The organism is Rhizobium moroccans, from assembly GCF_057559155.1.
The window spans coordinates 116,614-128,464 of the sequence record NZ_JBHFJG010000051.1 but is presented as its reverse complement, the minus strand read 5'-3'; the positions used below and the strand labels follow the sequence as shown (position 1 = coordinate 128,464).

General features: G+C 62.7%; 10 protein-coding genes. 6 read left to right on the top strand and 4 right to left on the bottom strand.

Features of this window, described 5'->3' with window-relative positions; translation table 11 throughout:
* Positions 1-35: 35 nt before the first annotated feature.
* Together ACE04I_RS25190 and puuE are read right to left on the bottom strand one after the other, a co-directional pair.
* Positions 36-521 (bottom strand): ureidoglycolate lyase, encoded by a 486-nt coding sequence (locus tag ACE04I_RS25190; RefSeq protein ID WP_487207726.1) that lies wholly within the window; start codon positions 519-521, stop codon positions 36-38.
* An 85-nt stretch (positions 522-606) separates the two neighbouring features.
* On the bottom strand, positions 607-2,025 hold the full coding sequence (gene puuE / locus ACE04I_RS25185; protein WP_487207725.1) for an allantoinase PuuE: 1,419 nt from the start codon (positions 2,023-2,025) through the stop codon (positions 607-609).
* Between the two features lie 162 nt (positions 2,026-2,187).
* Here puuE and uraH point away from each other — a divergent pair, with 162 nt between their 5' ends.
* Genes uraH through xdhC form a run of 4 tightly spaced genes read left to right on the top strand, consistent with a single transcriptional unit; the run spans position 2,188 to position 7,265 of the window.
* Positions 2,188-2,556: a hydroxyisourate hydrolase gene (gene uraH / locus ACE04I_RS25180; protein WP_487207724.1), complete on the top strand. Its 369-nt coding sequence runs from the start codon at positions 2,188-2,190 to the stop codon at positions 2,554-2,556.
* A 3-nt stretch (positions 2,557-2,559) separates the two neighbouring features.
* Entirely contained in the window at positions 2,560-4,041 is a 1,482-nt protein-coding gene (xdhA, locus tag ACE04I_RS25175; RefSeq protein WP_487207723.1) for a xanthine dehydrogenase small subunit, read from the top strand.
* A gap of 3 nt (positions 4,042-4,044) precedes the next feature.
* Entirely contained in the window at positions 4,045-6,411 is a 2,367-nt protein-coding gene (xdhB, locus tag ACE04I_RS25170) for a xanthine dehydrogenase molybdopterin binding subunit (protein ID WP_487207722.1), read from the top strand.
* A gap of 5 nt (positions 6,412-6,416) precedes the next feature.
* Positions 6,417-7,265 (top strand): xanthine dehydrogenase accessory protein XdhC, encoded by an 849-nt coding sequence (xdhC, locus tag ACE04I_RS25165; protein WP_487207721.1) that lies wholly within the window; start codon positions 6,417-6,419, stop codon positions 7,263-7,265.
* Here the strand turns inward: xdhC and ACE04I_RS25160 are convergent.
* Positions 7,255-8,199 (bottom strand): LysR family transcriptional regulator, encoded by a 945-nt coding sequence (locus tag ACE04I_RS25160; protein ID WP_487207720.1) that lies wholly within the window; start codon positions 8,197-8,199, stop codon positions 7,255-7,257. The genes xdhC and ACE04I_RS25160 overlap by 11 nt on opposite strands.
* Positions 8,200-8,338: 139 nt before the next feature.
* Here ACE04I_RS25160 and ACE04I_RS25155 point away from each other — a divergent pair, with 139 nt between their 5' ends.
* Together ACE04I_RS25155 and guaD are read left to right on the top strand one after the other, a co-directional pair.
* The gene (locus ACE04I_RS25155; RefSeq protein WP_487207719.1) at positions 8,339-9,580 is read left to right on the top strand and encodes a urate hydroxylase PuuD; all 1,242 of its coding nucleotides are present in this window, start codon (positions 8,339-8,341) and stop codon (positions 9,578-9,580) included.
* Positions 9,577-10,917, top strand: coding sequence for a guanine deaminase (gene guaD / locus ACE04I_RS25150; RefSeq protein WP_487207718.1), 1,341 nt, complete (start codon positions 9,577-9,579; stop codon positions 10,915-10,917). Before ACE04I_RS25155 ends, guaD begins: the two co-directional genes overlap by 4 nt.
* Before the next feature lie 88 nt (positions 10,918-11,005).
* Here guaD and ACE04I_RS25145 read toward each other — a convergent pair whose 3' ends face one another.
* A complete protein-coding gene (locus tag ACE04I_RS25145) occupies positions 11,006-11,848 on the bottom strand; it encodes an IclR family transcriptional regulator (RefSeq protein WP_046797352.1) in 843 nt (280 codons plus the stop codon).
* Positions 11,849-11,851: the final 3 nt, after the last annotated feature.

Genomic DNA, 11,851 nt, shown 5'->3' with positions numbered 1-11,851 from the left:
GGCCGGGCCGATTTTTCTTTGTGGTCGGCGAAAAGTCAGCGGATGAGATAGGGATTCGCGTAGAAATGCTCTTCCAGGTTCACGCCCTCGCCGCCGCGATCGACGACGACGAAATCGGATAGGCCATCAAGGGGCGTGAGGATGCCGTGCCAGACGTTGCGGCCGATATTGACGCCTTGTCCCGGACTTGTCCGGAAGGCGAGCGGCTCGCCTGGACCGTTTTCCGTTTCCGGCGCCGCGACGACCAGGAAAGGATTGGCCGTCAGCGGAATGAAGGCCTGGCTGCCGAGGGGATGCCTCTCCACCATCTTGAGTTCCAGCGGCAGCGGGTAGGGCTCGCCACGGAGCAGGCTGATCATCGGCCGCGCCTTCTCCCCCGTGGTTTCGACCTTTGCGAGATCGTGATGGCGGATGCATTTCCCCGCATTGATGGGAAAACTCTGCGCCCCTTCCATTTCGATGACGTCGCCGAAGGGGGCGAAGGCCTCGCGCGTCAGTGGCCGGATTTCGATTACCTTCATTCGTGCTCCTCCGTTTGCCGTCTCCTCGCTGCCCCCGGCTGTCGCCAGCCGGAGGCAGATTTGCAAGATTCTTGAACGCGAGCCTTCAGCCAGGCAGCATGGAAGCGAGGCGCAGAAACGCGATCCGCTCCACCTGGCGGCAGGCGGTCGCGAATTCCGTGTCGCGGTCGTTGCCGATGCGCGTCTCGAAGGCGGCGAGGATGCTTGCCTTGGTGTTGTCCCGCACGGCGATGATGAACGGGAAGCCGAACTTCTCCACGTATTGGGTGTTCAACTCGGTGAAGCGGACCCGCTCCTCGTCCGTCAGCGCATCGAGGCCGACGGAGGCCTGCTCCTCCGTCGAGCTTGCCGTCAGGCGTTTGGCCTGCGCCAGCTTGCCGGCGAGGTCCGGGTGGGCGACCAGCACGCCGAGCCGTTCCGCCTCGCTTGCGGCGCGGAACTGGAAGGTGAGCGCTGCCGCAAGGCCGATTGCCGTGTCGTTGGCCGCCGACAGTTCGTCAGCCCAGGCACGCCGGGCGATCCAATCGGAATGTTCGAAGACGCCGCCGAAGCACTCGACGAATGCGCTTTCGGACAAACGCGAGGGGGGATCGGCAAGGGTCTGCGGAGGATGGGTCTTCGCCCAATGCTCGGCGATGTCGATGCGCCGTGCGATCCAGACCTTCTCATGGCTCTGGACGTAATCGATGAAACGGGCAAGCGCCATAGCCCGGCCCGGCCGGCCGGCGAGCCGGCAATGGAGGCCGATGCTCATCATCTTCGGGCTTCCGGCAAGGCCTTCCGCATAGAGGACGTCGAAGGAGTCCGTGAGATAGCTGAAGAACTGATGGCCGCTGTTGAAACCCTGAGCCGTCGCAAACCGCATGTCGTTGGCGTCGAGCGTATAGGGGACGACCAACTGCCTGCGCCCGCCTTGCTCATGCCAGTAGGGCAGGTCGTCGGCATAGGCGTCGGAGACGTAGTCGAAGCCGCCGACCTCGGTGATGAGATCGATGGTGTTGGCCGAACAGCGCCCGGTATACCAGCCGCGTGGCGGCTCGCCGGTGACCAGCGTGTGCAGGCGGACCGCCTCGGCGATCGCCGCGCGCTCCTCCTCGATACCCATGTCCTTGTGTTCGACCCATTTCAGGCCATGTGAGGCGATTTCCCAGCCGGCGTCGAGCATGGCGGCGACCTGAGCGGGCGAGCGCTTGAGTGCGGTCGCCACGCCGTAGACGGTGACGGGCACGGCCTTTCCCGTCAGCAGCCGGTGCAGTCGCCAGAAACCCGCGCGGGCGCCGTATTCGTAGATCGACTCCATGTTCCAATGGCGCTGTCCCGGCCATTGGGCGGCGCCGACGATTTCGGAAAGGAAGGCTTCGGACGCCGCGTCGCCGTGCAGCACGCTGCTTTCGCCTCCTTCCTCGTAATTGAGGACGAATTGTACGGCGATGCGCGCGCCGTCCGGCCACTGTGCCGCGGGCGGCGTCTGGCCATAACCGTGGAGATCACGGGGATATCGCATGGAACTCTTCTCCCGAATGTCTTATGCGACCGATTTCTAGCTGCAAATCGCGCGCGTTATTCCCCTTGGAAATTTTGAAAGTCTCGAACGATACCGCTGCTTTCCAGGGGAATGAGGCTGGCGGATAGTGCGGGGAGGAATGCGGTATTCGGGGAGGAAAAAATGCAATCGCAGTCACACGGAAAGGGGCGCCTGACGACCCATGTTCTGGATACGGCGCTTGGAAAGCCGGCCAATGGGCTGCGCGTCGAGCTCTTCCGGATCGAGGGCGATGCGTTCCATCATCTTCATACCGTGCATACGAATGACGACGGCCGCTGCGATGCACCGCTGCTGTCCGGCGAAACCATGAAGGCCGGCACCTACGAATTGCGCTTTCACGCCGGCGATTATCTCGGCCGCACAGCTGGCCAGCAGCCGATGTTCCTCGACATCGTCCCGATCCGTTTCGGCATTGCCGAGGAGGGCGCGCATTACCATGTGCCGCTGCTCGTCTCGCCCTACAGCTATTCAACCTACCGGGGGAGCTGAACCATGGCTGTCACGATCCGCTCCGAGCTTCGCTTCATTCTGAACGGCCAGGACGTCGCGCTTTGCGATGTGGCGCCGGACCAGACCTTGCTCGATTGGCTGCGCCTCTCCCGCTCGCTCAGGGGGACGAAGGAAGGCTGCGCTGAGGGCGACTGCGGCGCTTGCACGGTGCTGGTCGGCCGCCTCACGCCGACCGGCGGCCTCACCTATGAGAGCGTCAACGCCTGCATCCGCTTCCTCGGTTCACTCGACGGCTGTCATGTGGTGACCGTCGAGCATCTTGGCGGCAGCGACGGGCGTCTTCACCCCGTTCAGCAGGCCATGGTCGATTATCACGGCTCGCAATGCGGCTTCTGCACGCCGGGCTTCGTCATGTCGCTCTACGCGCTCTGGATGCAGACGCCGAACCCGAGCGATCAGGAGATCGAGACGGCGCTTCAGGGCAATCTCTGTCGCTGCACCGGCTACGAGCCGATCCTGCGCGCCGCTCGCGCCATTTCCAGCTATGCCGGCACGGAGAAGGACCCCCTGCTTGCCGAACGCGAAACGATAATTGTGCGCCTCAAGACTTTGAAGGACGGCGCGCGTGTCGAGATCGGCGAAGGCAAGCATCGCCTGGTCGTGCCGGCCAGCCTCGACGATTTCGCCACGGTCTTGGAAGCATCGCCGGCCGCGACCGTGGTCGCCGGCTCCACCGATGTGGGGCTCTGGGTCACCAAGCATATGCGCGACATCACGCCGGTGGTCTTCATCGCCGGGCTCGACGAGCTGAAGTCGATCGCGGTGAAGGATGGCGTGATCTCAATCGGCGCCGGCGTCACCTATTCCGAAGCGATCTCCACGCTTTCGCATCACATTCCGGCGTTAGGGCCGCTCATCACCCGCATCGGCGGTTGCCAAGTGCGCAACATGGGCACGATCGGGGGCAATATCGCCAACGGCTCGCCGATCGGCGACACGCCGCCGCCACTGATCGCTCTGGGAAGCACGCTGACGCTGCGCAGGGGCGGGGTCCGTCGGACCATCGCCCTGGAAGATTTCTTCATCGCCTATGGAAAACAGGATCGCCAGCCCGGCGAATTCGTGGAGGCCGTGCATGTGCCGGTTCCCGCCGCGGCGGAGAAGTTCGCGATCTACAAGGTGACCAAGCGCCGCGACGAGGACATCACGGCAACGCTCGGCGCCTTTCGCCTGACGCTTGCTGCTGACGGCACGGTGGCCGGCATCACTATTGCTTACGGCGGCATGGCGGCGACGCCGAAGCGGGCCCTTGCCGTGGAAAAGGCGCTTCTCGGCCAGCCCTGGACCGAGGCCACGGTGGAGGCAGCCATGGAGAAATATGCGGAAGACTATGCGCCGCTGACCGATATGCGCGCCACCGCGGAATACCGCGCATTGGTGGCCAAAAACCTTCTCCTGCGTTTCCATTTCGAAACGATGTCCAGCGAGGCACCCGTGCAGGTGTCCAGATATGAGGCTGCGTGAGCCATGAACAAGCACACTTCTCACCTCACGGGCGATCTCACGGCTGAAAAGATCGTTGGCAGCGTCCATTCCAGTATTCGCCACGATTCCGCGCATAAGCATGTGGCCGGCACAGCCGTCTATATCGACGACATCACCGAGCCGGCCGGCACGCTGCACGTGGGCCTAGGCCTTTCGACCGTCGCCCACGGTATCCTGAAATCCGTCGACCTATCGGCGGTGCGCGCCGCGCCAGGCGTTGTCGATGTGCTGACCCATGAGGACGTGCCCGGCGTCAACGACATCTCGCCGTCCTACATGAACGACGATCCGGTGCTCGCCAACGGCAAGGTCGAGTTCCACGGCCAGCCGATCTTCTGCGTGATTGCCGAGACGCGCGACCAGGCTCGTCGCGCCGCGCGGCTTGCGAAGATCGAGTACGAAGAACTGCCGGCCGATATCGACATCTGGGACCTCGACGTCAAAACCCACCGGCAGGTGGTCACGCCGCTGACGCTGAAACGCGGCGATGCGGCCACCGCGCTTGAAAGCGCCCCGCGCCGGGTGAAGGGCCGCATGCGGCTCGGCGGCCAGGACCACTTCTATCTGGAAGGTCAGGTTTCGCTTGCCATACCCGGCGAGGATGACGAGATCATCGTCTATTGCTCGACCCAGGGTCCGAGCGAGACGCAGCACATGGTGGCCCATGCGCTCGGCGTGCCGAGCAATGCGGTAACGATCGAGGTGCGCCGTATGGGCGGCGGCTTCGGCGGCAAGGAAACCCAGGCGAACCAGTGCGCGGCGATCGCGGCGATCGCCGCCAAGAAGCTGAACCGCGCCGTAAAGATCCGGCTCGACCGCGACGAGGACATGGCCGCCACCGGCAAGCGGCACGATTTCGCCATCGACTACGAGGTCGGTTTCGACGAGGAAGGCCGCATTCACGCCGTCGATTATACGTTCGCGCTGCGGGCCGGTTTTTCGGCGGACCTTTCCGGCCCGGTGGGCGACCGTGCACTCTTCCATTGCGACAACGCCTATTTCTTCCCGCATGTGCATGCCAAATCGGCGCCGCTCTATACGAACACAGTCTCCAATACGGCATTTCGTGGCTTCGGCGGGCCGCAGGGCATGGTGGGTGCGGAACGCGTCATAGAAGAGGTGGCGTTTGCCGTCGGCAAGGACCCGCTCGAAATCCGCAAGTTGAACTTTTACGATGCGATGGGCGTCGAGGGGACACGCAACCTCACGCCCTACCATCAGAAGGTCGAGGACTGCATCATCCAGCGCATCGTCGCGGAACTGGAGGAAAGCGCCGACTATGCCGGCCGCCGCCGCGCCATCGCGGAATTCAATGCCAAGAGCCGCTTCGTGAAGCGCGGCATCGCGCTGACACCTGTGAAGTTCGGCATTTCCTTCACCAAGACGGAATCGAACCAGGCGGGTGCGCTGGTGCATATCTACACGGATGGCTCCGTGCACATGAATCACGGCGGCACCGAGATGGGGCAGGGCCTGCACCTGAAGGTCGCGCAGGTGGTCGCGGAGGAATTCCAGATCGACATCGACCGGGTGAAGATCACCGCCACCACCACCGCCAAGGTGCCGAACACCGCACCGACCGCTGCTTCCTCGGGTGCCGACCTGAACGGCATGGCGGCGCAGAACGCCGCCCGCCAGATCAAGGATCGGCTCATCGATTTCGCCGCCGAAAGCCATCAGGTGCCGCGCGATCAGGTGGTTTTCCTGCCCAACCGGGTGCGCATTGGCCATATCGAGATTTCATTCAATGAACTGGTGAAGAAGGCCTATATGGCGCGCGTTCAGCTCTCGGCGGCCGGTTTCTACAAGACGCCGAAGATCCATTGGGACCGTTCCAAGGGCCGAGGCCATGCCTTCTATTACTATGCCTATGGGGCGGCTTGCTCGGAGGTTTCCGTCGACACGCTGACCGGCGAATATGTTGTCGAGCGTACCGATATCCTTCACGATACCGGCCGCTCACTGAACAGGATCATCGATATCGGCCAGGTCGAGGGCGGCTTCATCCAGGGCATGGGATGGCTGACAACGGAGGAACTGTGGTGGGACGGCAAGGGGCGGCTCAGAACCCATGCCCCCTCCACCTACAAAATCCCGCTTGCCTCAGACCGGCCCAAGATATTCAATGTGGCGCTGACCGACTGGTCGGAGGCCTATGAGCCGACGATCCATCGCTCCAAGGCGGTCGGCGAGCCGCCGCTGCCGCTCGGCATCTCCGTGCTGCACGCTCTTTCGGATGCCGTGGCGAGCGTGGCGGATCATAAGATTTGCCCGCGCCTCGATGCGCCGGCGACGCCGGAGCGCGTGCTGATGGCGATCGAGCGTCTGAAGGTTTCGAAAAAGGGGTAAAAACGATGCCGGCCGCGCGAGAAGACGTTCGGGATTTTCTTCGCCGCGAACCGGTGTCGGTCCTGGTCGAAGTGACGGGCGCGGCGGGCTCGACGCCGCGCGATACCGATGCCTGGATGCTGATATCGGAAAGCGCGATCTTCGGGACGATCGGCGGCGGCCAGCTTGAATATATGGCGATCGACCAGGCACGCCGCGCAATCCGCTCCGGTCTTGCCGCCGAGCCGATGAGCGTGCCACTCGGACCGGAGATCGGTCAATGCTGCGGCGGCCGCGTCGGCCTCTCCTTCAAGGCGCTCGATCACGAGGTTACCGAAACGCTCATCGCGCGCAATGATCGGGAGATGGCCATGAGACCGCATGTCTATGTTTTCGGCGCCGGTCATGTCGGTGATGCGCTCGCATTGGCGCTGTCGCTCGCGCCGCTGCGCGTCGTGCTTGTGGACACGCGGGAGGAGGAACTCGTCGCCTCGACGGTGCCGCATATCGAAACATGCCTTACCGCCATGCCGGAAGCCGTGGTGCGCGACGCTCCGCCCGGCAGCAGCTTCGTGATCCTGACCCACGACCACGCGCTCGATTTCCTCATCACCGCCGAGGCGTTGAAGCGCGCGGACGCCGCCTATGTCGGCATGATCGGCTCGAAGACCAAGCGCGCCACCTTCCGCAACTGGCTGTCGCGCGAAGCCGGTCGGCCGGAACTTTTCGAACGACTCGTCTGTCCGATCGGCGGTACGGCGGTGAAGGACAAGCGCCCGCCGGTGATCGCCGCGCTCGCGGCGGCGGAGATCATGACCGCAGCGCTGAGATGGGCCGGAAACCAGGTGAGCAGGGCGCAAGCCGTCAGCCGGTAGACGCTTCGACCGCGGCCTCGTCTTCTAGCTGCTTGCCGATCAGCCGCTGACATCGTTCAGCCATGAAGTCGATCATCAGCCGGACCTTGGGGTCCTGAAAGCGCTTGTGCGGATAGATCGCGGCGAGCTGTACGGCGGCGGGCGGCGTATCCCTCAGGATTTCGACCAGCCTTCCTTCCCTCAGATAGGCTTTCACCTCGAAGAGCGGCTTATTGATGATGCCGCGGCTTTCCAGCGCCCAGTGGGTCAGCACGTCGCCATCGTCGCTGTCATAGGGACCTCCGACTTCGAACTTGCGCGGACCTTCGGCGGTCATCAGCGTCCAATAATATTCCTTTGAGCCGGGATAGCGCAGCAGAAGACAGTCGTGCTTGTCGGCGATCAGCGCGTCGGCGGTCGCCGGCGTGCCGCGGCGTTCGAGATAGGCGGGCGAGGCGCAGAGCACCCGCTCGCAATTCAGGATACCGCGCATGCGCAGATTGGAATCTTCCAGAACGCCGAGCTTGAAGGCAACGTCGACGCCTTCGCTGAGGATATCGACATTGTGGTCGGAGAGCCGCAGACGCACTTCGATATCGGGATATTTGTCGTGGAATTCCGGAATGCCCGACGCGATCAGCCGGCGGCCGATGCCGAGCGGCGCGGTGATGCGAAGCGATCCTTTCGGATTGCGCGACAGGTCGGCGATCGCGGCTTCCGCCTCGTTCACCGCTTCGATGATCTTCACTGCGCCGTCATAGAAGACACGGCCGTGTTGGGTCGGCGCGAGCTTTCGCGTGGTGCGGTTGAAGAGCCGCACGCCGAGATGGCGCTCGAGTTCCTTTATGCGATTGCTGGCGACGGCAGGCGTCACCCGCTGGTCGCGCCCCGCCGCCGAAAGGGTACCAAGTTCCACCACGCGCACGAAGACGCGCACATTATCGAGATAGGACATGGGTTCTTCTACCACATTGAAGTGCAGATCATACCAGGTGCGATCTTATAGATTTTTTTGAAAGTGTTGAGGATTTGTCGGAATATCCTTGGAAATCGCGAGGTGTCAAAAGTCCGGGAAAAGTTTCTGGGAGGACGCCTTGTACGAATATGCCATCGCCTGGGACTGGCTGACATTCGCCGTTCGCTGGCTGCATGTGATTACGGCGATAGCCTGGATAGGCTCGTCGTTCTATTTCGTTGCGCTCGATCTGGGCCTGAAGAAGCATCCGGCGCTGCCTCCGGGCGCGCATGGCGAAGAGTGGCAGGTCCATGGCGGCGGCTTCTACCATATCCAGAAATATCTGGTGGCGCCCGCCAACATGCCGGAACACCTCGTCTGGTTCAAATGGGAGAGCTATGTAACCTGGTTGTCCGGGTTCGGCATGCTGTGTCTCGTCTATTACGCCGGGGCGGACCTCTATCTGATCGATCCGAACGTGCTGGACGTCTCCAAGACGGTGGCGATCGCCATCTCGCTCGGTTCGATCGCCTTCGGCTGGATCATGTACGATCTGATCTGCAAGTCGCCTTTCGGCAATGACAATACGCGGCTGATGGTGGCGCTTTATTTCATCCTCGTCGCGGTTGCCTGGGGCTATACTCAGCTCTTCACCGGCCGTGCCGCCTTCCTGCATCTCGGCGCCTTCACCGCGACGATCATGTCGGCCAACGTGTTCTTCATCATCATTCCGAACCAGAAGATCGTCGTCGCCGACCTCATCGCCGGACGCACGCCCGACCCGAAATACGGCAAAATCGCCAAGCAGCGCTCGACGCACAACAACTACCTGACGCTGCCGGTTCTGTTCCTGATGCTGTCGAACCACTATCCGCTGGCGTTCGGCACCGAGTACAACTGGATCATCGCCTCGCTCGTCTTCCTGATGGGCGTGACGATCCGCCACTATTTCAATACGCGCCATGCGGATGCCGGCAACCCGACCTGGACCTGGCTTGCGACCGTGCTGCTCTTCATCGTCATCATGTGGCTTTCCACTGTGCCGAAGGTGCTGTCGGGTGAACCCGAGGACGCCAAGGTCTCGGCCGCGCAGCAGCCTTTCGTGGCGGCTGAGAGCTTTCCCAAGGTGCGCGACACCGTTCTCGGACGCTGTTCCATGTGCCATGCGAATGAGCCGGGCTGGGAAGGCATCATCGTGCCGCCGAAGGGTGTGGTGCTGGAAACCGATGGCGAGATCGCCGTCCACGCCCGGGAGATCTACCTGCAGGCGGGTCGCAGCCATGCGATGCCGCCGGCCAACGTCACCCAGATTTCCGACGAAGAGCGGCGCCTGATCGTTGCCTGGTACGAAAGCGCCATCAAAGGGGAGAAGACAGAATGACCGAAGTCCTGATCCGCGGTCGGGTGCTGACCTTCGTTGCCGAGCCGCAGGGCATCGACGACACCGCATCCTATCACTACTTCGAGGACGGCGCCGTCCTGGTGCGCGACGGCAAGATTGTCGATACCGGCACCTATGCCGATATCCGCAAGGTGGCCGGCGCCAATGCGGAGATTGCCGATCATCGCCCGAATCTCGTTCTGCCGGGCTTTATCGACACGCATCTGCATTTCCCGCAAACGCAGGCGATCGCCTCCTATGGCGCGCAGCTGCTCGAATGGCTGAACACCTATATCTTCGTCGAAGAGCAGAAATTCGCGCGGGCCGCCCATGCGGCCGCCGTTGCCGAACGCTTCATGGACGAATTGCTGTCGAACGGCACGACGACGGCGGCCGCCTATTGCTCGGTGCATCCGGAAAGCGTGGATGCCTATTTTGCGGCGGCTGAGGCGCGCGGCATGCGCATGATCGGCGGCAAGGTGATGATGGACCGCAATGCTCCTGAAGCGCTTCGCGATACGGCGCAGCAGGGCTACGACGAGACGAAGCGACTGATCGAAAAGTGGCATGGCCGCGGCCGGGCCCATTATGCGATCAGCCCGCGCTTCGCCATCACGTCGACACCGGAGCAGATGGAGATGAGCCAGGCGCTCGTCAGCGAGCATCCGGAATGCTTCGTTCAGACGCATCTTTCGGAGAACCGTGACGAGGTTGCCTTCGCGACCTCGCTCTATCCGGAAGCGAAAGATTACACGGACATTTACGCCCGCTATGGCCTGCTGAACGAGCGCATGCTGCTCGGCCATTGCATTTATCTCAGCGATCGCGAGATCTCGGTTCTTGCCGAAACGGGAGCGGTCGGCGTCTTCTGTCCGACATCGAACCTCTTCCTCGGCTCCGGGCTTTTCGACCGTGACCGCTTCGACAGGCTGGGAGCCCGCTGGTCGATGGCGACCGATGTCGGCGGCGGAACCAGCTTCTCCATGTTGGAAACGCTGGCCGAGGCCTACAAGGTGCTGCATCTGCAGGGCCAGCGATTGACGCCCTTCAGCTCCTTTTACCGCATGACGCTCGGCAATGCCCAGGCACTCGGGCTGGAGCAGCATATCGGCTCGCTTCATTCCGGCGCGGATGCGGATATCGTGGTGCTCGACTCCGGCGCCAAGCCGGCCATGGAATACCGCATGCAGACGGCGACCTCGCTCGCGGAGGAACTCTTCATCCTCCAGACCATGGGCGACGACCGCTCGGTCGCGGAGGTCTATGTTGCCGGCAAGCCGAAGAAGGCAAAGGATAAGGCCAACGTCGCGCGGCAGCGCATTTTCGAAACGGCCTGATACGTTCGATCCGGCATGACCCCTCATCCGGACTAACCGGGACCTTCTCCTCTTGCTTGTTGGGAGAAGGTCCCGGGGCACTCAAGGCTTATCCCGCTGATTGGGATGAACCCAAACGTCCGCCCATCGCCTTCGTCAGAGCTTCCGCCGCCGTGCCCACGATCGGGCCGATGATTTCGACCCTTGCATCCGGCAGGCGCACCGCGGGCCCTGAGACCGAAATTCCGGCCATAGCTTCCCCATATTCATCGAAGATCGGCGCCGCGACGCAGCGCATGCCGAGCGTATGTTCCTCGTCGTCGATCGACCAACCACGGCTGCGGATCATTGCGATGTCGTCCAGGAGAGCAGGCAGCGTATCGCGAGTCTTCCCGGTGAAGTGCCGGAGGTCTCGGCCGGCGAGCAACGCCGCGATGCGGGCATCCGTCCAGGTCGAAAGAATGGCCTTGCCGATGCCGGAGGCGTGAATCGGCCCGCGATGTCCGGGGCGGAAGAAGGCACGCATCGGCGAATGGCTTTCCACCTGGGAAATGAAGACGACGTCGCCTTCCTCCTCGATCGCGACATTGGCGGTTTCACCGCAATCTTCCATCAACTGTTTGAGGAAGGGCCGGCTGATCGTGCCGAGCTTGCGGAAGCGCAGATAGGCCGTGCCGATCTCGAAAGCCTTAACGCCGATCGTCCAGGCGCCGGTCTCGGCATCATGGGCCACCATGCCGTGCCCTGCGAGCGAAGTCAGCAGCCGGTGCGCGGTGGATGGCGCCATGCCGGAATGATCGGCAAGATCCGTCAGCGTCGCGCCGTCTGCTTCAGCCACGAGTTCCAGAAGTTTCAGGCTCCGATCGAGAACCTGGACGGAGGACGGCGCGAAATTTTCGCCCGGCTTGCGGCCTGGCTTTCCTCTCGCTTTTTCGTAGTGCTGCTCAGTCATGGC

What these genes read in the sequence shown, in the direction of transcription:
- xdhA (WP_487207723.1), top strand. Translation starts at nt 2,560, where the DNA reads ATGGCTGTCACGATCCGCTCCGAGCTTCGCTTCATTCTGAACGGCCAG.
- ACE04I_RS25190 (WP_487207726.1), bottom strand. Translation starts at nt 521, where the DNA reads ATGAAGGTAATCGAAATCCGGCCACTGACGCGCGAGGCCTTCGCCCCC.
- xdhB (WP_487207722.1), top strand. Translation starts at nt 4,045, where the DNA reads ATGAACAAGCACACTTCTCACCTCACGGGCGATCTCACGGCTGAAAAG.
- ACE04I_RS25160 (WP_487207720.1), bottom strand. Translation starts at nt 8,199, where the DNA reads ATGTCCTATCTCGATAATGTGCGCGTCTTCGTGCGCGTGGTGGAACTT.
- puuE (WP_487207725.1), bottom strand. Translation starts at nt 2,025, where the DNA reads ATGCGATATCCCCGTGATCTCCACGGTTATGGCCAGACGCCGCCCGCG.
- guaD (WP_487207718.1), top strand. Translation starts at nt 9,577, where the DNA reads ATGACCGAAGTCCTGATCCGCGGTCGGGTGCTGACCTTCGTTGCCGAG.
- uraH (WP_487207724.1), top strand. Translation starts at nt 2,188, where the DNA reads ATGCAATCGCAGTCACACGGAAAGGGGCGCCTGACGACCCATGTTCTG.
- xdhC (WP_487207721.1), top strand. Translation starts at nt 6,417, where the DNA reads ATGCCGGCCGCGCGAGAAGACGTTCGGGATTTTCTTCGCCGCGAACCG.
- ACE04I_RS25145 (WP_046797352.1), bottom strand. Translation starts at nt 11,848, where the DNA reads ATGACTGAGCAGCACTACGAAAAAGCGAGAGGAAAGCCAGGCCGCAAG.